At 67.1% G+C, this 19,043-nt stretch carries 18 protein-coding genes; 8 read left to right on the top strand and 10 right to left on the bottom strand.

Annotated features, from left to right (window positions below; all coding sequences use genetic code 11):
- Window positions 1–34: 34 nt before the first annotated feature.
- Complete coding sequence (locus NIBR502770_RS13440; RefSeq protein WP_141161497.1) at window positions 35–493, bottom strand: Lrp/AsnC family transcriptional regulator; 459 nt, start codon at window positions 491–493, stop codon at window positions 35–37.
- 160 nt (window positions 494–653) lie between these two features.
- Between NIBR502770_RS13440 and pdhA the strand changes: the two genes are divergently transcribed.
- The 3 genes from pdhA to NIBR502770_RS13425 are packed head-to-tail and all read left to right on the top strand — an operon-like array spanning window position 654 to window position 4,416.
- A complete protein-coding gene (gene pdhA, locus NIBR502770_RS13435) occupies window positions 654–1,880 on the top strand; it encodes a pyruvate dehydrogenase (acetyl-transferring) E1 component subunit alpha (RefSeq protein ID WP_141182236.1) in 1,227 nt (408 codons plus the stop codon).
- Window positions 1,877–2,989, top strand: a complete 1,113-nt coding sequence (locus tag NIBR502770_RS13430) for an alpha-ketoacid dehydrogenase subunit beta (RefSeq protein WP_141182235.1) — start codon at window positions 1,877–1,879, stop codon at window positions 2,987–2,989. Before pdhA ends, NIBR502770_RS13430 begins: the two co-directional genes overlap by 4 nt.
- Window positions 2,990–2,991: 2 nt before the next feature.
- Window positions 2,992–4,416 carry a dihydrolipoamide acetyltransferase family protein gene (locus NIBR502770_RS13425; RefSeq protein ID WP_141182234.1) on the top strand — a complete coding sequence of 475 codons (1,425 nt, stop codon included), beginning with the start codon at window positions 2,992–2,994 and terminating at the stop codon, window positions 4,414–4,416.
- A 123-nt stretch (window positions 4,417–4,539) separates the two neighbouring features.
- Here the strand turns inward: NIBR502770_RS13425 and NIBR502770_RS13420 are convergent, their stop codons facing one another.
- Both NIBR502770_RS13420 and NIBR502770_RS13415 read right to left on the bottom strand, forming a co-directional pair.
- On the bottom strand, window positions 4,540–5,622 hold the full coding sequence (locus NIBR502770_RS13420; protein ID WP_141182233.1) for a DUF1648 domain-containing protein: 1,083 nt from the start codon (window positions 5,620–5,622) through the stop codon (window positions 4,540–4,542).
- The gene (locus NIBR502770_RS13415) at window positions 5,619–6,017 is read right to left on the bottom strand and encodes a GntR family transcriptional regulator (protein ID WP_210418866.1); all 399 of its coding nucleotides are present in this window, start codon (window positions 6,015–6,017) and stop codon (window positions 5,619–5,621) included. The genes NIBR502770_RS13420 and NIBR502770_RS13415 overlap by 4 nt, the downstream gene beginning before the upstream one ends.
- A gap of 609 nt (window positions 6,018–6,626) precedes the next feature.
- Here NIBR502770_RS13415 and NIBR502770_RS13410 point away from each other — a divergent pair.
- On the top strand, window positions 6,627–7,574 hold the full coding sequence (locus NIBR502770_RS13410; protein WP_246857272.1) for a glycoside hydrolase family 16 protein: 948 nt from the start codon (window positions 6,627–6,629) through the stop codon (window positions 7,572–7,574).
- 51 nt (window positions 7,575–7,625) lie between these two features.
- Here NIBR502770_RS13410 and NIBR502770_RS13405 read toward each other — a convergent pair whose 3' ends face one another.
- Window positions 7,626–8,900 (bottom strand): RNA polymerase sigma factor, encoded by a 1,275-nt coding sequence (locus NIBR502770_RS13405; RefSeq protein ID WP_141182232.1) that lies wholly within the window; start codon window positions 8,898–8,900, stop codon window positions 7,626–7,628.
- The gene (locus NIBR502770_RS13400) at window positions 8,900–9,262 is read right to left on the bottom strand and encodes a YciI family protein (RefSeq protein WP_246857271.1); all 363 of its coding nucleotides are present in this window, start codon (window positions 9,260–9,262) and stop codon (window positions 8,900–8,902) included. The genes NIBR502770_RS13405 and NIBR502770_RS13400 overlap by 1 nt, the downstream gene beginning before the upstream one ends.
- A gap of 158 nt (window positions 9,263–9,420) precedes the next feature.
- On the opposite strand from NIBR502770_RS13400, the gene NIBR502770_RS13395 reads away from it, so the two are divergent.
- The gene (locus NIBR502770_RS13395; protein ID WP_141182231.1) at window positions 9,421–10,872 is read left to right on the top strand and encodes an FAD-dependent monooxygenase; all 1,452 of its coding nucleotides are present in this window, start codon (window positions 9,421–9,423) and stop codon (window positions 10,870–10,872) included.
- 327 nt (window positions 10,873–11,199) lie between these two features.
- Here NIBR502770_RS13395 and NIBR502770_RS13390 read toward each other — a convergent pair whose 3' ends face one another.
- Complete coding sequence (locus tag NIBR502770_RS13390; protein WP_141182230.1) at window positions 11,200–11,937, bottom strand: GAF and ANTAR domain-containing protein; 738 nt, start codon at window positions 11,935–11,937, stop codon at window positions 11,200–11,202.
- Between the two features lie 105 nt (window positions 11,938–12,042).
- On the opposite strand from NIBR502770_RS13390, the gene NIBR502770_RS13385 reads away from it, so the two are divergent.
- Window positions 12,043–13,248, top strand: a complete 1,206-nt coding sequence (locus NIBR502770_RS13385) for an acyltransferase (RefSeq protein ID WP_246857270.1) — start codon at window positions 12,043–12,045, stop codon at window positions 13,246–13,248.
- 32 nt (window positions 13,249–13,280) lie between these two features.
- Here NIBR502770_RS13385 and NIBR502770_RS13380 read toward each other — a convergent pair whose 3' ends face one another.
- The 3 genes from NIBR502770_RS13380 to NIBR502770_RS13370 all read right to left on the bottom strand — a co-directional run bounded on the left by NIBR502770_RS13380 (window position 13,281) and on the right by NIBR502770_RS13370 (window position 16,007).
- Window positions 13,281–13,988, bottom strand: coding sequence for a cation transporter (locus tag NIBR502770_RS13380; protein WP_141183423.1), 708 nt, complete (start codon window positions 13,986–13,988; stop codon window positions 13,281–13,283).
- Between the two features lie 38 nt (window positions 13,989–14,026).
- On the bottom strand, window positions 14,027–14,353 hold the full coding sequence (locus tag NIBR502770_RS13375) for a helix-turn-helix transcriptional regulator (RefSeq protein WP_141182229.1): 327 nt from the start codon (window positions 14,351–14,353) through the stop codon (window positions 14,027–14,029).
- Window positions 14,354–14,468: 115 nt separating this feature from the next.
- Window positions 14,469–16,007, bottom strand: coding sequence for an LCP family protein (locus tag NIBR502770_RS13370; RefSeq protein WP_141182228.1), 1,539 nt, complete (start codon window positions 16,005–16,007; stop codon window positions 14,469–14,471).
- A 200-nt stretch (window positions 16,008–16,207) separates the two neighbouring features.
- Here NIBR502770_RS13370 and ftsW point away from each other — a divergent pair, with 200 nt between their 5' ends.
- Entirely contained in the window at window positions 16,208–17,515 is a 1,308-nt protein-coding gene (gene ftsW / locus NIBR502770_RS13365; RefSeq protein WP_141182227.1) for a putative lipid II flippase FtsW, read from the top strand.
- On the top strand, window positions 17,499–18,785 hold the full coding sequence (locus tag NIBR502770_RS13360) for an MFS transporter (protein ID WP_246857269.1): 1,287 nt from the start codon (window positions 17,499–17,501) through the stop codon (window positions 18,783–18,785). Before ftsW ends, NIBR502770_RS13360 begins: the two co-directional genes overlap by 17 nt.
- Here NIBR502770_RS13360 and NIBR502770_RS21210 read toward each other — a convergent pair.
- Window positions 18,782–18,928 carry a hypothetical protein gene (locus NIBR502770_RS21210; RefSeq protein WP_168223169.1) on the bottom strand — a complete coding sequence of 49 codons (147 nt, stop codon included), beginning with the start codon at window positions 18,926–18,928 and terminating at the stop codon, window positions 18,782–18,784. The genes NIBR502770_RS13360 and NIBR502770_RS21210 overlap by 4 nt on opposite strands.
- Between the last annotated feature and the right edge of the window lie 115 nt (window positions 18,929–19,043).

Raw genomic sequence — 19,043 nt, 5'->3', positions numbered from 1 at the left:
AGTGAGCCTCGGTCGCGGAGAGAGCGCGAGTCTTCTACCGCGTATCCACGTCCTCGAACACCAGGAACGTCTGCGTATCGAGCACGCCGGGCATGGTCTGCAGCTGGTCGAAGATGACCCGGCGCAGGTCGATGTTGTCCACGGCGCGGACCAGCAGGATCACGTCGAAGTCGCCACCCACCAGTGCAATGTGGTGGACCTCCGGAATGGCACCGAGTTGGTCGCGGAGCTCGCGCCAGGAGTCCTGCTTCAGCTTGAGGGTCACATAGGCGGAGGACTTCAGGCCGGCCTTGATGGGATCCACCAGCGCCGTGAAGCGGGTCAGCACGCCGTCGCCGGTCAGCCGGGCGATCCGGGAGTAGGCGTGGGCCCGCGAGATGTGCACATTCTCCGCCACCTGGGTCACGGACATCCGGCCATCACGGGTCAGCTCGGCAATGATGCGACGGTCAATCTCGTCCAACGGAACTTCAGCAGCTTCCTTGCCCGGCATTTTGTCCACGGCTCCTGTCGGTAATCCACATCACAGTTACAAATCGTCTTCAACAATAGGGCCTATAGAGCAGCTTCTCCACGATTTGCCCATCCAGTAGATACGAAACCGGCCTCAGGGCAATACTGGGAGGGAATAGTGGCTACCGAAGGACGGACCAATGACGATCTCCGCAGACCACACCGCACCGGACACCACAAGCACGGCAGCGCCCGAAAATGCGCTGACGGAAGCTGTGAAGAAGTTCGGCATCACGGTGGAGGACTACATGCTCCCCGCCCGGCACCAGATCCAGATGGTGGATCCGGACGGCAGGCTCAAGCCCGAAGGTGAGCAGGGCACCCAGCCCGGCCACGAATACCCCGTGCCCGGCGACAAGGAACTGCTGGCAGCGTACGAACAACTCGTCGTCGGCCGCCGCGTCAACGACCAGAACTCCGCCTTGGTCCGGCAGGGCCGCATGGCTGTCTATCCCTCCAGCCACGGCCAGGAAGCCTGCCAAGTGGCCGCCGCCCTGTGCCTCTCCGAAGGCGACTGGATGTTCCCCACCTACCGCGACGCCGTGGCCGTCATGACCCGCGGCGTGGACCCGGTGCAGGTGATGACCATCTTCCGCGGCGACTGGCACGGCGGATACGACCCCCTCAAGTACAAGGTGGGCATCCAGTGCACCCCGCTGACCACCCAGCTGCTGCACGCCGTCGGGGTGGCCCACGCCGCCAAGCTCCGCGGCGAGGACACTGTGGTGCTGGCCATGTGCGGCGACGGTGCCACCAGCGAAGGCGACTTCCACGAGGCCCTCAACTTCGCCGCCGTCTTCCACCTGCCAGTGATCTTCTTCGTGCAGAACAACAAGTACGCCATCTCGGTGCCGCTGGCGCACCAGTCCGTGGCGCCGTCGCTGGCGCACAAGGCCGTGGGCTACGGCATGGCCGGCGAACGGGTGGACGGAAACGACGTCGTGGCGCTCCTCGCCGTCCTGGACCGCGCCGTGAAGCTGGCCCGCGAAGGCTCAGGACCGCTGCTGGTGGAAGCCAACACCTACCGCATGCAGGCCCACACCAATGCCGACGACGACACCCGCTACCGCGAAAACAGCGAGGTTGCAGAGTGGCGGGCCAAGGACCCGGTCAACCGGATGCGCACCTACCTCACGGACCGCGGATTGTTGGATGACGACGGCGAGGCCCGCATCCGTGAACACGCTGAGGCCGTTGCCGCCCAGCTCCGCGAAGGCCTCGGCGAGGATGTGCCCGTCGACCCGCAGGAGCTGTTCCGGCACGTCTTTTCTGTACAAACTCCGCAGCTGAAGGAACAGTCCGCCCTGCTCGCCGACGAGCTGGCCCGCGACGCCGCAGCTGTCGATTCGAAGGAGGCCGGCAAGTGAGCCCCACCATCACCACCTCATCCGAGGCCAACGGCAACGTTTCCGCCGCCACCGCCCGGGCAGCGGCGTCCGCCGCCGCGTCCGCCGAAGCCGCCGGCCCGCAGCCGGTCACCATGGCCAAGGCCCTGAACACGGCCCTGGCCGACGCCATGCACGCCGACTCCTCCGTCCTGGTCTTCGGCGAGGACGTGGGCATGCTGGGCGGCGTTTTCCGCATCACCGACGGCCTCACTGCCGCGTTCGGCGAGCAGCGCTGCTTCGACACCCCGCTGGCCGAATCCGGCATCGTGGGCATGGCCGTCGGCATGGCGATCAACGGGATGCGTCCGGTGATCGAGATGCAGTTCGACGCGTTCGCGTACCCCGCATTCGAGCAGATCGTCAGCCACGTTGCCAAGATGCACAACCGCACCAAGGGGGCCGTGAAACTGCCCATGGTCATCCGCATCCCGTACGGCGGCGGCATCGGCGGAGTGGAACACCACTGCGATTCTTCCGAGTCCTACTACGCGCACACGGCAGGCCTGAAGGTCTACACCCCCGCCACCGTGGCGGACGGCTACCGGATGCTCCGCGAAGCCATCGACTCCGACGACCCCGTCATCTTCATGGAGCCCAAGAAGATGTACTGGACCAAGGACTCGGTGGACCTTGGCGAGCTGCGGCGCCAACATGCGGAAGGTGCGACGGCGGGACGCACCTCCGAGGGGAGGGCCGCCGTCGCGCGTCCCGGCACCGACGCGACGCTGATTGCCTACGGCCCGTCCGTGCCCACCGCCCTTGCCGCGGCCGAGGCCGCTGCCCTGGAGGGCCGCTCGCTGGAAGTGATCGACGCGCGCACGATTGTGCCGTTCGATGATGAGACGGTGTGCGAGTCCGTCCGCAAGACCGGCCGGGTTGTGGTGATCGCCGAGGCGCACGGCTTCGCGTCCGTGTCCTCTGAGATCGTGGCCCGGGTGCAGGAACGCTGCTTCCACTACCTCGCCGCACCTATCCGCCGCGTGACCGGCTTCGACGTCCCCTACCCGGCGCCCAAACTCGAGAAGTACTACCTGCCCGGCGTGGACCGCATCCTCGACGCCGTTGACGACCTTCAGTGGGAGAACTGACCATGAGCGAACCACGCGTGTTTTTGCTGCCCGACCTGGGCGAAGGCCTCACCGAAGCCGAACTGGTGGCCTGGCATGTCTCCGTTGGTGACGAGATCGCCGTCGACCAGCCCATCGCCGAGGTGGAGACCGCCAAGTCCGCGGTGGAGGTACCCTCTCCGTACGCCGGGATCGTGGCCGAGCTGCACGGGAAGCCGGGGGAGACCCTGGACGTGGGGAAGCCGCTGATCTCGGTGACGCCGCTTGGTGCTACTGCCGGGGCGGCCGCGGTGTCCGCCGCGGATGATGCTGAGACCTATCGGGAAGAGGAGAAGGCCGGATCAGGCAATGTCCTGATCGGTTATGGGACTCCCGGTGGACACGGTGTGGCCCGGCGCACCCGTGCCCGGAAGGCCGCCGTCGCGCTCGCTGAACCTGCTGAGGCCAAGCCCACCGAGGACGACCTCAGCCTCCTGCGCACCCGCGTGCCGGGCAAGCTTGGTGCCGTGATTTCGCCGCTGGTCCGGCGCATGGCCCGGGAGCACGGCGTGGACCTCGGGGAAATTTCCGGCTCCGGCGACAGCGGCTTGATCATGCGGCGCGACGTTGAGGCTGCCCTGCGGACCACTGCACCGGCGGAAGCCCCGGCAGCCAAGCCTGAGGAGACCAAACCAGTCGAAACGCAGTCGGCCGCCGCACCCCGGGAGGCGACCCCGGCCAATAGCGTGGACGCCCGCACCGGACTCGCCGTCTCCGCCCGCACGCCCGTCCGCGGCGTCCGCAAGGCCGTTGCCGCGAACATGGCGCGCAGCCGTTCCGAGATCCCGGAAGCCACGGTGTGGGTGGACGTGGACGCCACGGCACTGATGGAGCTGCGCGAGGGGCTGAAAGCCAGCGGTGCTGAGGTCCCCGGCCTGCTCGCATTCATTGCCCGGTTCGTCACTGCGGGGTTGAAGAAGTATCCGGAACTGAACACCCGCATCGAGACTGCCGGCGATGGGTCGCAGGAGATCGTGGCCTTCGACGGGATCAACCTGGGCTTCGCGGCGCAGACCGACCGCGGCCTGGTGGTGCCCTCGGTCCGCGGGGCCGAGAAGCTCAGCGCCCGGGAGTTGGATGCGGAGATCCGCCGCCTCACCCAGGTGGCCCGCGACGGCAAAGCGACCCCGGCTGAGTTGGGCGGCGGAACGTTCACGGTGAACAACTATGGCGTGTTCGGCGTCGACGGCTCGGCGGCAATCATCAACCACCCGGAGGTGGGCATCCTCGGCGTGGGCCGCATCATCGACAAGCCGTGGGTGGTCAACGGCGGGCTGGCTGTCCGCAAGGTCACCGAACTCACGCTGACCTTCGACCACCGGGTCTGCGACGGCGGCACGGCCGGAGGCTTCCTCCGCTTCGTGGCCGACGCCATCGAGAACCCCACGTCCCTTCTGGCGGACATCTAACCCCGCCGGACGTTTTGGACACGGAAAACCTCCACGGACCCACAGAGAGGCTGGCGCTCCCGACATTCGGGCCGCGCCAGCCTTTTTGCGCGTCGAAAACGAATTTGGGTGTCGAAAAGCCCCTCAGCTCGCGAAGCGGAGCGCGATCACCAGGCCGATCAGCGCCACCACGCCGGCCAGCAGCATCGCCGCCCTGGGGTCGCCGAAGTTCAGGGTCCACCCAATGCCGAACCTGCGCGGAACCACCAGTGCCGGATCCTCCCGGTTGATATAGATCACGCCGCCGCGCCAAAACTTGTCGTCGTCGCGGTGGGTGAGGCCGGTGTCTTCCCCATTGCTGCCGCGGTCCCTGTTGTTCCTTGCCAACACGGCAATAGTCGCCGCCACCGAGGCCAATACCGGGATTACGATCACCAGAGGTGCCCACCGGGAAACGGTCCCGGTCCACATCAACAGTGACGAACCCATCAGCCCCAGGTCGATCATGGCCACCAGCCCGAGCAGCGCTTTGGCGCCCAGCGACATGTAGTGCCGGGCCCAGCGCGAGGACCCCAGGGGGCGGGCCGGGTCAAGATCGGGCCTGCTGCGGACCACGGCCGCGGCGATGCCTCCCAGTAAGGCCGTCAGCCCCAGTTGCAGGAAAACCAGCGAAAATGCGGAGCCGACCGACTTCACTTCAATCCTGTTCGGCACGCCGTTGGCGCCATAGTGCACTGCGAGGTTCTGCGGCATGGACGGGTACATCATGATTCCGATAACCGCCGTGGCGAGGGTGACGGCCACGGCGGGCGCCAGCCAGAGCCAGGGAAACCGTGGGGGATTGGTCCGCAGCTCGGTGTCCACCGCTATGCCCTGGTGCAGGCCCTGGAACCAGCCGCCGGCAAGTTTCGCCGCGCGGATCTCCTGGTGGGCCAGGAAGAAGCAGCCATACCAGGTACCCACCAGCACCAGCACCGACAACGGCAGCAGCAACGGCTGCCCGGTCACCGCGACGCTGGCCACGCCGGCCACCGCGACGATGCCCCCGCAGAGCAGGACCCGCCGCCGGTACAGGCGCGACTGCGCCGCAACCACCGGATCGGCAGCATACTGGGCGGGGATCCGGACCCCGAAGGGAACAGTGCCGCTGGTGACCGACGGAAGTACCAGTGCCAGCAGCAGAACCAGGCCCAACAACACCAGGCCCAAAATCACGGAAATAATCATGGCGTGCCCTCCTGCTTTGTGGCGCCAAATGAATCGAGCAGTGTCCGGCAGGCCCTGAGTACCTCATCTGCGGGAAGTCCACGGGCAACGGCCTCGGCCAGGAGGGTCCTGGCCCGGGCGGTCCAGTCAGCCGGGAGCTGGTCCGTCGCCGGCGCGGTCACCACCGCACCAGTGCCGCGGCTAAGGCGGATCAAGCCTTCCTGCCGGAGGAGATCGTAGGCCTTGTTGACAGTATGGAAGTTGATGCCGAAATCGGCGGCGAGCGTGCGGGTGGGCGGCAGCGCGCTCCCGTCCGTCAAAGATCCGTGGGCGATTGCCTCCACGATCTGGTCACGGATTTGCTGGTAGATCGGGACGTCGGCACCCAAGTCCACGCTGAGGATCAATGCGCCCACCTCCAAACCTTTGTTCTATTAGTTATAGAACAAAGGTGAGATCGACGCTAGGGCCACTGGTCCGCTCTGGGCCCGCCCCCGCCGTCGGGCGTTCAAATTTTTTCCAAGTGGGGTCTTTACGCCCTGGCCGCACGTTATTAAAGTGGGTCGGGTCATAGTCCGGATGGGCGCCTGGGCGTCGGGGAAGGGGGATTGCGCATCACCGCTGACCGATACCAGAAGACAAGTGACCACTACGTTCATGGCCCCTCCTAGGAGGGGCCTTCCCTTTGCCCGCGGATTCTAACCGCGCGGCCGTCCGCCGCAGTCGATCGGGCCAAAAACAGGTACCCCTGCCGTGCGGCCCGAGCCAGTTGCCGGAAACCTGAGTACAAGGTACTCATGACCGGCCGCCGGGACCGTTCGTAGGATGGACCGGACTAGGGGACGGGGTACCACGCATGGTTATCCCCGTCATCTCGGGATCCAGGGGGAGGACAGCAATGCAGACACCCGTTGCGGAGCCGATCGCCGCCTGGATTACCCAGCGGTAGAATCCAATAACTCTGACTGGACGGAGGCAGGCCATTGGCGACTTTTGCGCATCACGCCCGCAGTCTTGTCCTTGTCATGGTCATCGCTTTGACGGCCGTTGCCTGCGGGGACCTCAACGTTCCTGCCGGCCCAGGGCCCGGGCCGGGGTCCGGCGCCTCCGACCCCGCGGATCCATCGACGACTGGTGCGCCATCGCCCTCCGCCGCTCCCGAGGTTTCCCACGACGTAGAGCCTCCGGTTGCGTCCGGCGCCCCCCGGTTCGCAGACCCTTCTGCTGCTTCAGAGGCCATGCCCACCGCCGATCTTCCCGGCTGGAAACAGGTTTTCGCGGAGGACTTCACCGATGGAGATGTTGGTCTCGGGACATTTCCCGGGCCCATCTACGCCCCACGCTGGAGTGCGAACTACGCGGACGGAACACCGGACACCGCCGCCCAGCAGCAGCCCAAGGACGCGAGGACCTCGGGGTACTTCCCGTCGAAGGTACTGAGTGTCCACGACGGCGTCCTGGACATGTTCCTCCACTCGGAAGACGGCGTGGCAATGGGTGCTGCGCCGTCACCCAAACTCGACGGCGCCAGCCAGCGGCCCTACAACAGCCTGGTGTACGGGCGGTACTCCGTTCGCTTCAAAGCCGATGTCTTGCCGGGCTTCAAGTTGGCGTGGCTGCTTTGGCCGGACAGCAAGCAGTGGCCCCAGGACGGAGAGATCGACTTCCCGGAAGGGGACCTGTCAAAGGTCATCTACGCTGCAGTTCACGGTGTGGAAGCCGGTGAACACCGAAGCGACGTCTTCCGGCCCAATCAGCCATACGGGGACTGGCACATCGCCACGACGGAGTGGCGCGCCGATGGCATCGAATTCTTCCTTGACGGAAAATCGCTGGGCGTCTCCACAAGGTTTGTCCCGACCAAGCCGATGCACTACATCCTGCAGACCGAGTCCTGCTCCCCGAACTGTCCACTGCCCGAAACCAACGGGCATGTGCTGGTGGACTGGGTGTCCATCTGGGAAAGGACGTAGCGGCGCGGGCCGCGCAGATGCGTTACAGGTAAAGCCCCTGGTGGAGGAGCTTTACCTTTGCCCTGGCAGTCCCTTGGCAAGTCCGGCAAGGCGGCTGCGAAGGAACTGCTGTTCCACCTGATTGCCGGCCAGGATCAGGGCCTCGTCAAACGCCACCTGCGCTTCCCCTGCGCGGCCAAGCCTGACCAGGAAATCGCCGCGGGCGGCCGCAAGATAGGGGTACCGGGCGAGCTGCGGTTCGGCTCCCAATGCATCCAGTTCCGCCAAACCTTCTGTCGGGCCAGCGGCGAAGCCAAGGGCGATGGCGCGGTTGAGCCGGACCACCGGGGAGGGCCACCTTTCCATCAGCAGGTCATACAGTCCCAGTATCTCGTCCCAGTCGGTGTCCGCCCAGGAGCCGCTTTCGTCGTGGACGGCGGCGATGGCGGCCATGAGCGCGAAGCGGCCCGGTGGCCGTGCAGCCAGTGCTTCCCGCAGCAGCGCCAGCCCTTCCTCGATCGCCTGCCGGTCCCACTTGGACCGGTCCTGGTTTTCGAGCAGGACAATGGCCCGGTGTCCGTCCAGCCGGGCGCCGGTGCGGGCTTCGGTGAGCAGGACCAGGGCCAGGAGGCCGGCAACATCGGTATTGCCGGGGAGCAGGACGTGCAGCATCCTGGCCAGCTCGAGCCCCCGTTCGGCGAGGTCGCGGCGCATTAAGTCCGCTCCCGACGGAGACGTGTGCCCGGTGGTGTACACCAGGTAGACCACCGCCAGCACCCCGTCCAGCCGCTCACCCAGCTCCGATGCCGCGGGCACCCGGTACGGGATGTTCGCAGCCGCGATCTTCTTCTTGACCCTTGTGATGCGGGCAGCCATGGTGGCTTCCGGGACCAGGAACGCCCGCGCCACCTCGGCAGTGGACAGCCCGCAGAGCAGCCGCAGAGTCATTGCCACCCGGGTCTCGAACGCCAGGGCCGGGTGGCAGCAGGTGAAAATCAGCCGGAGCCTGTCATCGGGAATGCCACCTTCGTCGATTCCTGTCTCCTCGGCGCCGCCGCTCTCCCCGGGGACAAGAAGCTTGGGCAGCGCCCGCTCTGCCGTGGCGGCGCGGCGGCGAAGGTCCAGGGCCCGGCGTCGGGCCGTAACCGTCAGCCATGCCCCCGGGTTCTGCGGGATTCCGTTGCCGCCCCAGGTTGCCAGCGCCTTGGCGTAGGCGTCCTGCACAGCTTCCTCGGCGGCGTCGATGTCTTCGGCAACCCGTACCGTGGCCGCCAGCACGAACGCCCACTCCCGGCGGTGCGCATCCGCAACGGCGGCAGCAACCTCTGCGCTGGCGGCCTGCGGCATCAGTTTGCCACCCGCACCGGCCAGACCTCGACCCCCACTCCGGCGGGTACCTCCCGAGCGATCTCCAGGGCCTCATCGAGGTCTGCTGCCTCGATCATGTAATAGCCGCCCAAGGTTTCCTTTGACTCAACGAACGGGCCATCAGTGACTGTAATGCCGCCTGAGCCGTCCCGCCGCAGCGACGTGGCCGTGGAGGATGGGTGCAGGGCCGCTCCGCCGAGCAGCGAGGAGCCGCGCCGCTGCTGGAACTCCTGGTAGCTGGCGCTGATGGATTCGCCGTCGGCCTGCCTGGCCACTGCCTCGTCCTGGTAGATGAGGATCAGGTATTTGGACATGTCGTGCTCCCGTTCTGTTGTGGTCAAGGGCTCCATTGGAGAAGCTCCTACCCATACGACGCACGGCGGAAGCGGAAATCGACAACAGTCTCCTTCCATTTCCAAAGTACCCCGTTATGGGGGCCTTGCCGCAAGGCCCCGGGGGTGCCGCATACTGGCGGTCGGAAACGTGGACAGGGGGCAACATGCACGAGGTAGTGATTGTGGGGTGCGGGCCCACGGGGCTGATGCTGGCGGGGGAACTGCGGCTGGCGGGGGTGGACGCAGTGGTGCTGGAGCGGCGCGCGTCCCAGGAACTGGCCGGTTCCCGCGGCGGGGGCATCCATTCGCGCACCATCGAACTGCTGGACCAGCGCGGCATTGCGGACCGGTTCCTCGCCGCGGGCAAGACGGTCCAGACTGCATCCTTCGGCAATACACAGCTGGATTTGGGCGGCCTGCCCACCCGCCACCCGTACACGCTGGCGCTGTTCCAGAACCACATTGAGCAGCTGCTGCTCGACTGGGTGCAGGGTCTGGGCGTGGAGATCCGGCGCGGCGTTGAGGTCACCGGAGTTTCGGCGGACGACGACGGCGCAGAGGTCCAGCTGGCCGGTAGTGGGCCCGTGCGGGGCCGCTACGTTGTGGGCACCGACGGCGGGCGCAGCGTGGTGCGGCGGTCCGCCGGCATTCCCATGGTGGGCCCGGACGCTACCCGGAGCAGCCTGATCGCCGAGGTGAAGGTGGCAGGGGAACCGGGCCAGCAGGGGAAGGTGGATGCGCGCGGCATCCACGGGCTGTACCCGATGGGCGGCGGCATGGTCCGGGTGGTGGTCACCGAAGCCTCCCTCGGGCCGGCCGCCGAGCCCACCCTGGCAGACCTGCGGGAGGCACTGTCAGAGGTCTTCGGCACCGATTTCGGCGTGCACAGCCCCACCTGGCTTTCACGCTTCACCGACGCCACCCGGCAGGCGGGGGCGTACCGGAAGGGCAGGGTGCTGCTGGCCGGGGATGCCGCCCATGTCCACTCACCGACGGGCGGGCTCGGCATCGGCCTGGGGCTGCAGGACGCGGTAAACCTCGGCTGGAAACTGGGGCAGGTGGTGCGCGGCGTCTCCAGCGAGGATCTGTTGGACACGTACCACGCGGAGCGGCACCCGGCGGGGGAGCGGGCCCTCAAGTACACCATGGCACAGTCCCTCTTCCAGAAGGCCGATCCCCGGCAGGAAGCCCTGCGGGACCTACTCGGCGAGGTGCTTAGCGTCGATGGCGCCGGCAGGCCCATCGCGGCGCTTATCACCGGACTCGACGTCGCCTACCACCCAGGCCCGGGCCACCCGCTCCTGGGCCGCCGCATGCCGGACCTGGACCTGGCCACCGCGGCCGGGCCCGCCACCGTGTATTCGCTGCTGCACAGTGCCCGGCCCCTGCTGCTGGAAGTCGCCGGCCCGGCGCTGGAGCCCGGCTCCTGGGCCGGGCGTGTGGTGCACACCCGCGCAACGTACGACGCCGCGTGGCAGCTTCCCGTCCTGGGGGCCGTTGCTGCGCCCACGGCAGTCCTGGTCCGGCCCGACGGCTACGTCGCGTGGGTGGGGCAGGGCTCAGCGGACGGGCTCACCGAGGCCCTGCCCAAGTGGTTCGGCCCGGCAGGCCCGTGAGGACCCAAAGTCCGTCCCGCGCCACGGATGCATTAATTGGGGGAAATTGAGCAAAATCTGCGGGAACACCCTCTATTGCCGGCAGGCACGGTTTGTTAGGCTGAGGTCCGGGTCAGGCAGGTGGCCTCAGTGTTGCCGCCTAGGGAAACCCTTTCTATCGCCGCCCGCCATTCGGTGCGGGATCGAGAAAACCATTCTTGGGCAAGCAACCGTCCGCGAAGCTGACGCGGATGTGGCCCAGGGTATCCATTTTTCGGGGGTGGGCCACATCCCGTCGTTCATTCCGGGGGCCAGCAGCGTGGCTGGCTCCCGGGCATCCTGCAACCTTCAGTCGTCGAAGTGCGCCTTGACGGACACTGGGCCGGAAAAGCCGCTGACCAGTGCTTCTGCAATCTCGTTGAGCTTCCGATTCCGGGTGCTTGACGCGCTGCGGAGAAGCTCGAAAGCCTGGTCTTTTCTGCAATTGTTTTGGGCCATGATGATTCCGCAGGCAACGTCTATGACCGTCCTCGTGTCCATCGCCGCCTTCAAATTTTCGGCGCGCTGGTCTGCCGAGGCGATCCGCACCGCGAGCCGCAGCGCCTTGCCCGCCATCTCGCCGAACCTCATGGCGTCGGCCACGGCCGGTTCATCGAAGAGCCCGCTGACGGGAGCGAAGAAGTCCAGGACCGCGCCGCCGTCGTCCTCCAGCTTCATCGGGATACCCAGGGAACTGGCGACGCCCGCGGCTGAAAGGGCCTTGCCGTATTCGGGCCACCGCTGGTCCACCGATACGTCTCCCAGCAGGACCGGAACGCCGGTGTCCAGGGCCTCGATGCAAGGCCCGTCTCCCAGTGATTGTTCAATCCGGTCCAGCACAACCGCCCGGCCGCTGCTGCCGCCGATGGTGACCGTGCGCTTGCGGCGGTGGAGCGTTACCGCGCACTCGATGGGCTGTCCCGTGCTTTTGGTCATGGTGGCTGCCGCAAACCCGGTGAGATCGTCGAGCACGGATTTGATGTCCTCCATGCCGGCGATGAGGTCCACGAGCTCTTCCAGGTCTTCTGCCTTGTCCTGTTCCACCATGTCTTCAATGTAGGAGGGGCGGCCAGCCCCCACAAGGGCCCCGCTCCCAGCTTCCGCCCAGCCGCGGGTCAGCGCAGTTATGGAAACGTTATATATGCTTGCTTAGTGGTTTTGAGGTCAAGCAGCGTAAATCTGTCAGTATCAGCCGGACCGGCAGCACCCCCCGCGGGGCTCCTGGCCGGGCGCAAGCATGCCCTGGATGGGCTCCGGATCATCGCCGTGGCCGGTGTCTTCTTCTTCCACACGGCCACCGACTCAATGCCGGGCGGATCCGTCGGCGTGGACGTGTTCTTCACCCTCAGCGGCTTTGTGATTACACTCCTGATCATGAAGGAGTGGATCGCCACCGGACGGCTGCACCTTGGCATCTTCTACGCCAAGCGCCTGGCGCGGCTTTGGCCCGCGCTCCTGGCGCTCTGCGCAGTGATTGTCACCGCGGGCCTTCTGTTCCCCGCCTCCGGCTGGGGCGGCCAGGCGGGATTCGTCCTTCCCGCCGCCGCCTATGTGATGAACCTGGCCCAGTTCGGCGTGTTCGGCGACTCCATTGCCGGCGAAACCCTGGGTCCCACCTGGACCCTCGCCGTCGAGGAACAGTTCTACCTGGTGTGGCCGCTGCTCCTGCTGGGGATGCTCCGGTTTTGGAAAGTCCGCACAGCAGCCTTCGCCACCATGGGCATGGCTGCCGCTTTCGTGCTGAACCGCTTCCTGCTGGTCAATGCCGGCCAGCCCCTGGACCGAATCTACAACGGACCGGACACCCGGGCCGACGAACTGCTGATCGGCTGCGCCCTTGCCCTGCTGTTCACCGCGGTCCGAGAGGGCTCCAGGTTGCACCGCGCCTTGGCATCGGCTGCCCGCTGGGGCGCTCCGCTGGCCGGAGCCACCTTGGTGGCGGCCCTGTTCCTGCTGAAGGAACCCGATGCCCCCGGAGCCTGGTTCAACACCTTCTGGACCGTGGGACCCACGGCGCTCGCCCTGGTTTCGGCCGTACTCATCGGCTCGCTTGTCCTCCAGCCGGCCGGGTTCCTGTCCCGCATCTTCAGCCATCCGTGGCTGGCACGTCCGGGCCGCGACCTGTCCTACGCCATGTACCTTTGGCACCTGCCGGTCTACCTGTTGCTGATGCCGCTGGTCCCGGCGCTGCCCCTCCGCATCGCACTGACGGCGGTGCTGACGGTGCTGCTGGCGTACGGATCGTTCCGCTGGGTGGAACGGCCGCTCCGGCTCTGGGCGAACCAAAAGCTGGAACCCGTCGTCGTCCGTTCCACCCGGGAACCAGCCAAGGAACCCGTGACGGCCTCAGCCGGCTAGGCCCACGCCCCCTCCGTCCACCGGTCCGGAGTTCAGCTCTTCCTGATGGGCGGCAGTCCCAGCTGCGGCCTGCCCTCTGATCCATGCTCCGGGCTGGAGGCCGAACAGTCCGTGCAACAAGCCTCCTGCCGGTCACCAGCGGCATCCGCCTGCTGCGGCACAGCGCAGCAGGCGTCCCCGCGCCAGGCGTTGATGCCCTCGCGGACGGCGATGGCGGCGATGACAAGCGCTGCTCCGGCGTCTGCCCACCACCAGCCCAGGGTGCTGTTCAGGACGAGCCCGGCCAACAGCACCGCGGAGAGGTACGTGCACAGGAGCGTCTGCTTGGAGTCAGCGACGGACGTCCTGGACCCGAGCTCCCGCCCGGCGCGGCGCTGTGCCCAGGAGAGCACGGGCATGATGGCCAGGCTCAGCGCCGCGATAATGATGCCCGGCAGGGAATGCTGCGCTTCGCCGCCCCCGGCCATGGACCGGAGGGAGTCTGCGGCGACGAACGCTGCCAGTGCGAAAAACGATATGGCGATGATCCGCAGGGTCAAGTGTTCGCGGCGTTCGGGATCCTTGGCGGAGAACTGCCACGAGAGCGCCAGCGCTGAGGCCACCTCGATTACCGAGTCCAAGCCGAAGCCGATCAGCGCGGAAGAATCCGCCGCGCCGCCGGCCCAGAGCGCCACGATGGCCTCGACCACGTTGTAGGTGATGGTGGCTGCTGCGAAGAGCCTGATCCGCCGGCTCAGCATCCGCCGGCGGTCAGTGCCGGGTTCAGTAAGTGCCCCGGTCACGCCAGGCACTCCCCGTCAGGCGCGCAGCACGCAGGGTCAACGGCCAGGACAACGTTCAGCAGGTCCTTGATGGCATGCCCGATCCGCGGGTCCGCCAGTTCGTACCGGCTCCGCCGCCCGTCCGGCACGGCAACCACCAGGCCACAGCCGCGCAGGCAGGTCAGGTGGTTGGACATGCTTTGGCGGGACACGGCCAGGCTGTCCGCCAGGTCGGACGGGTAGGACGGGGCTTCCGCAAGGGCCAGCAGCACCCGCGCACGGGTGGGGTCCGAAACGGCATAACCGAAGCGGGCCAGCACGGGAGCGTGAGTCAGAGTCTCCATGCTCTCAAAGTACAGCGGTGCCTGTATTCAGGCAAAGCTGGATTGTGCCCGGGAGATGGCAGTCCCGGCGGCAGCCGCGATTGCCGTCAACTGCCATCCCGCGAGGGGCGTGGGGCTAGTAGCCGGCCGGGTTGGCCGACTGGCAGGTCTGGTCGCTGCCGGTCTGTGCCACCACGCTGCCGGAGGAGTCTGCGGACGACGGCGGTGCGGCGGGCTTGGTGCCGGTGGCAAAGTCCGTGCCGGCGTACAGTTGCACGCCCTGGATGTTCGCCACCTGCTGGACGCTCGTGGCCGGCAGGCCGAACAGTGCCGCGACATCGGCTGCCACGTCCTCGAACCCGGCGGAGTAGTACACCATGGTCTGGCTTTGCGCCTGGGCCTGCAGCTTGGTCACCTTGGTGAAGCCGGCATCGGAGAGCAGTCCGGCAATCGCGGTGCTCCGGCCAGCCACCCCGGTGCCGTTGGCGATGGAGATCGGCTGCAGCGACTTGTCGTAGGCCGGTGCCGCGGGGGTTGCGGGCGCCTCCGTGGGCGCCGCGGGGGCGGGCTGGCTCAGGTCCGGGCTGTTGCGGAGGGCAGCGAAGAAGTTGGACGCCGCCGGTTCATCGAGGGTCAGCCGGTTGGGGTCCTGCGGGGACGGGACCGTGGGGGTGGTGATGAAGTTGATGTTGGCGGGATCGATGTTCTTCAGCCGGTTGGCGATGGTGAGCAGCGACGGGATGGAGGACAAACCCGAATCCACCGTGAGGTTCTTGGTGATCGTGTCGGCGATGGTCAGCGTCTTCTGGGGGTTGCCCAGGGTTCCCTCGGACTTGAGCTTGCGGCTCAGCGAGGCCAGGAAGGCCTGCTGTGCCTGGATGCGGCCCAGGTCCCCACCATTGGCGAAGGCGTGCCGGGTGCGCAGGAACGCCAGCGCCTGGTCGCCCTGCACCTGCGACTTGCCGGCCGGCAGGTCCAGGTGCGAATCGGGATCGTTGACGGCAGCGGTGACGCAGACCTCCACGCCGCCGACAGCGTTGGAGAGCTCCTTGACCGCGTTGAAGTCCGCCATCATGAAGTGGTCCACTTCCAGGCCCGTGAGCTTGTTCACCGTATCCACCGCGCAGCCGATGCCGGCCTGGGCCATGGCGCTGTTGATCATCGCGCTCTTCTGCTCGGGATATGCCTGGTTGGTCTTGGAATCCGTGCACGCCGGAACGTCCACCATCAGGTCGCGCGGGAAGCTGACCACGTTGACGTGCTTGTTGTCCGCCGAGATGTCCAGCAGCATCATCACATCAGACTGGCCGTAGCCGGAGGACTGGTCCGCCGTGCCGTACTGGCTGTTGTTTCCGCTCCGGGTGTCCGAGCCCAAAACCAGGATCTGCAGCCGGTCCGTGCTGTCATTGACGGCACCTTCGGTCCGCTGGCCGCCGGCGGTCAGCTCGGAGGTGCTGATATTGGACTGCAGGCGCCAGGCCCAGTAGCCGCCGAACGCCAGGACGCCCAGGAGCAGCACCGATACCACGGCGGTGACGGCTTTGACCCAGCGGGGAGCGCGGCGGAAAGGCCGACGGCGGCGCGAACTGGCGGCGTACAGCTCACCCTGGCCGGGGTAGGCGGGGGAGCTGGCGGCGTCCTGTTCCGGGCCGCGGGATTTCTTGGAACCGAACACGAAAAAATGACCTTCGGGAGGGGACAGGTTTCCGCTACGGTACACGCCGAAGCTGGCAATTCGCCCAGAACCGTGCGGTGACGGGTGTCCCGGCGCCCCGGCCGGGGTGCGGGGGCGTACTCTTTCTTCTCGGCGGGACCCGCCCCGTAGACGGGCCCGGCCGTGGGAAAGCCCGGGTGTGCAGGCTGAGGAACGGACAAATGGATACAGGACAAAAACAGCGCGGAACGGGCCGGCCCGGCCGCCGCGGGCTGGGCAAACTGGCGGTGTGGCTGGAGGACGACTCCCCGGGACGCCTCCGCCCGCTGATCCTGGCGGTGGTCCTCACGCTCTCGGCGATCGGACTCGTGGAGGTGGCATCGGCGTCGTCGGTGGAATCCGTGGCCGCAGGAAACAACCCGTACGACCTTCCGCTCAAGCAGGCCATGTGGACCGTGGCCGGCGTGGTGATCATGCTGGCGCTGGCCCGCACATCCGTGCGGCGGATCCGGTGGCTGGGCTGGCCGCTGCTGATCGGTTCCCTGTTCGCCCTGGTGCTGGTGTTCACGCCGCTGGGCATGTCCGTGAACGGCAACCGGAACTGGCTGAGCGTGGGCGGCTTCACCGCCCAGCCCTCGGAGTTCGCCAAACTGTCGCTGATTGTGTGGGGCGCCGGCATCCTGGACCGGAAGCAGGCCCTGCTGGGGCAGTGGAAACACGCGGTCATCCCGCTGGCGCCGGCCGGAGCGCTGATCATGGGCGTCGTGGCGCTGGGGCATGACCTGGGGACCACCATGATCATCATGCTGATCCTCGCCGCCACCATGTTCTATGGCGGCGTGCGGATGAAGGTGTTCTCCGTGGCCGGGCTCATCTGCGTGGCGGCGGCCCTGATACTTGCGGCCACCAGCGGCAACAGGATGGGGCGGATCTCCTCCTGGCTGGGCATGGGCTCCGACGAGGACGCCCAGGGCATGGGCTACCAGGCGCAGCACGGGGCCTACGCGCTGGCCTCCGGCAGCTGGTTCGGCGTGGGGCTGGGCCAGAGCCGGCAGAAATGGAACTGGATCCCGGAAGCCCACAACGACTTCATCTTCTCCATCCTGGGCGAGGAACTCGGTTTTGCCGGGTCGCTCCTGGTGCTGGGCCTGTTCGCCATCCTGGCCATTGCCGTGTTCAAGACCATCGCCCGCACCACGGACACGTTCTCCAGGACCGTCGCGTGCAGCATCATCACTTGGATCCTGGGCCAGGCGGTCATCAACATCGCCATGGTCAGCGGGCTGCTGCCGGTGATTGGCGTGCCGTTGCCGTTCATCTCCTACGGCGGCTCGGCCATGGTCTCCTCCCTCGCCGGAATCGGGGTGATCCTGGCCGTGACGCGCCCCGAAGGAACTGTTCCCCCTGGCCGCGTCGCAAGCCGCCGGGGCCGCGGCTTCCGCAGTGCCGGGCCGAAGGAGGCCACGCCAAGCGGTGCGTTGGCCGGCCGTACCGCGAATCAGGTCCGGGAGCATGCCCATCAGCGCTAGCGCCGCCGGGAGGGGTCCCGTGGCGCCCATGACCGCCATCCGCTTCATCCTGGCCTTCGGGATCATCAGCGCACTGATGGACATGGTGTACGAGGGCGCCCGCAGTGTCACCGGCCCGTACCTGGGCGCGCTGGGCGCGTCAGCGCTCCTGGTCAGCGTTGTCACCGGCGCCGGCGAGGCAGTCGCCCTGGTCCTCCGCCTGGTGTTCGGCCGGCTTGCGGACAATCCCGGGCTGCGGTGGGCGCTGGCGATCGGCGGATACGCCCTGACGGCCGTTTCCGTTCCGCTGCTTGGACTCACGGATGCGCTGTGGATCGCCTGCCTCCTGGTCCTGGCGGAGCGGCTGGGCAAGGCGGTTCGGAGCCCCGCCAAGGACACCATGCTGGCAGAGGCAGGATCCGCGATGGGCCAGGGGAAGGCGTTCGCGCTGCATGAGGCCCTGGACCAGGTGGGGGCATTGCTGGGGCCGCTGCTGGTGGGGGCGGCACTGGCCCTTTCGGGCAGCTACGGTCCGGGGTTCCTGTTGCTGGCTGTCCCCGGACTGGTAGCCATGATGATCCTCTTCTGGCTGCGGCGGAGGGTCCCTGACCCTGGCCTCTTCGAGCCGGCCGACGCCCGGGCCGTCGGTCCTGTTCCCGGCGAAAGCGGCCCTGTCCACGGCGATGCCGGCGCCGTGTCCGGCAAAGCCGCCGCCATGCCCCGGCAGTACTGGCTCTATGCCGCATTCAGCAGCCTGACCATGTTCGGCTACGCCACGTTCGGGCTGCTCTCATTCCATCTGGTGGCTGCCGGGCTCCTGCCGCCCGCCATGGTGCCTGTCCTCTATGCGGCAGCCATGGGAGTGGACGCCGTCGCCGCACTGGTTTCCGGCTGGCTCTTCGACCGGGTGGGGTTGAAAGTCCTCCTGGTCCTTCCCGTCCTGGCGGCTGCGGTGCCGTGGCTGGGTTTAAGCAACAACACGGCGCTGGCCGTGGCCGGCGTACTGGTGTGGGGAGCGGCCATGGGCGTCCAGGAAAGCACCATGCGGGCCGGCGTCGCCGGGCTGGCTCCGGTTGCCCGCCGGGGGAGCGCCTACGGGATGTTCACCGCGTGCTACGGCCTCGCGTGGCTGGCGGGAAGTTTCCTCATCGGGTGGCTTTACGAGTACTCAACTCTTGCCCTCGCCGTTACCGTCACGGCTGTGCAGGCTGCCGCCATGGTGATCTTCGTCGTCGTCCGTCCCCATGCCGGACGCCCTGGACCGCAGTCTCCGGGAACCGAATCCTCCTAGGCAACCGCTCCGGCGACCTCCGGGCACTCAATGCAGCGGACGTCCGCAACCAGGGAACCGGCGTCGTCCTTTTGGAAGTGGGTGACGTGATTGGTGGTCCTGCCGCAGGTGGGGCAGAAGCTCTGGCTTTGTTTAGTCCACATGCATGAATAATACGGAAAGCCGCCGCAAACGAAAGATCAAGGACCAAAAGTATGTGGATCCCCGCATTCCCCGTGACCGGATCTTGACCAAACCTGCTGGCGATTCTTCAGGGAA

The sequence above is a fragment of the Pseudarthrobacter sp. NIBRBAC000502770 genome (genome assembly GCF_006517815.1).
Taxonomy (GTDB): Bacteria; Actinomycetota; Actinomycetes; order Actinomycetales; family Micrococcaceae; genus Arthrobacter; species Arthrobacter niigatensis.
This window is presented reverse-complemented; position numbering and strand designations above follow the sequence as displayed.

Bases quoted from the DNA above. Each gene is read 5' to 3' on its own strand.
- NIBR502770_RS13375 (WP_141182229.1), bottom strand. From the start codon at position 14,353: ATGGAGACTCTGACTCACGCTCCCGTGCTGGCCCGCTTCGGTTATGCC.
- NIBR502770_RS13360 (WP_246857269.1), top strand. From the start codon at position 17,499: ATGCCCATCAGCGCTAGCGCCGCCGGGAGGGGTCCCGTGGCGCCCATG.
- NIBR502770_RS21210 (WP_168223169.1), bottom strand. From the start codon at position 18,928: ATGTGGACTAAACAAAGCCAGAGCTTCTGCCCCACCTGCGGCAGGACC.
- ftsW (WP_141182227.1), top strand. From the start codon at position 16,208: ATGGATACAGGACAAAAACAGCGCGGAACGGGCCGGCCCGGCCGCCGC.
- pdhA (WP_141182236.1), top strand. From the start codon at position 654: ATGACGATCTCCGCAGACCACACCGCACCGGACACCACAAGCACGGCA.
- NIBR502770_RS13395 (WP_141182231.1), top strand. From the start codon at position 9,421: ATGCACGAGGTAGTGATTGTGGGGTGCGGGCCCACGGGGCTGATGCTG.
- NIBR502770_RS13410 (WP_246857272.1), top strand. From the start codon at position 6,627: ATGGTCATCGCTTTGACGGCCGTTGCCTGCGGGGACCTCAACGTTCCT.
- NIBR502770_RS13390 (WP_141182230.1), bottom strand. From the start codon at position 11,937: ATGGTGGAACAGGACAAGGCAGAAGACCTGGAAGAGCTCGTGGACCTC.
- NIBR502770_RS13420 (WP_141182233.1), bottom strand. From the start codon at position 5,622: ATGATTATTTCCGTGATTTTGGGCCTGGTGTTGTTGGGCCTGGTTCTG.
- NIBR502770_RS13380 (WP_141183423.1), bottom strand. From the start codon at position 13,988: ATGCTGAGCCGGCGGATCAGGCTCTTCGCAGCAGCCACCATCACCTAC.
- NIBR502770_RS13425 (WP_141182234.1), top strand. From the start codon at position 2,992: ATGAGCGAACCACGCGTGTTTTTGCTGCCCGACCTGGGCGAAGGCCTC.
- NIBR502770_RS13440 (WP_141161497.1), bottom strand. From the start codon at position 493: ATGCCGGGCAAGGAAGCTGCTGAAGTTCCGTTGGACGAGATTGACCGT.
- NIBR502770_RS13405 (WP_141182232.1), bottom strand. From the start codon at position 8,900: ATGCCGCAGGCCGCCAGCGCAGAGGTTGCTGCCGCCGTTGCGGATGCG.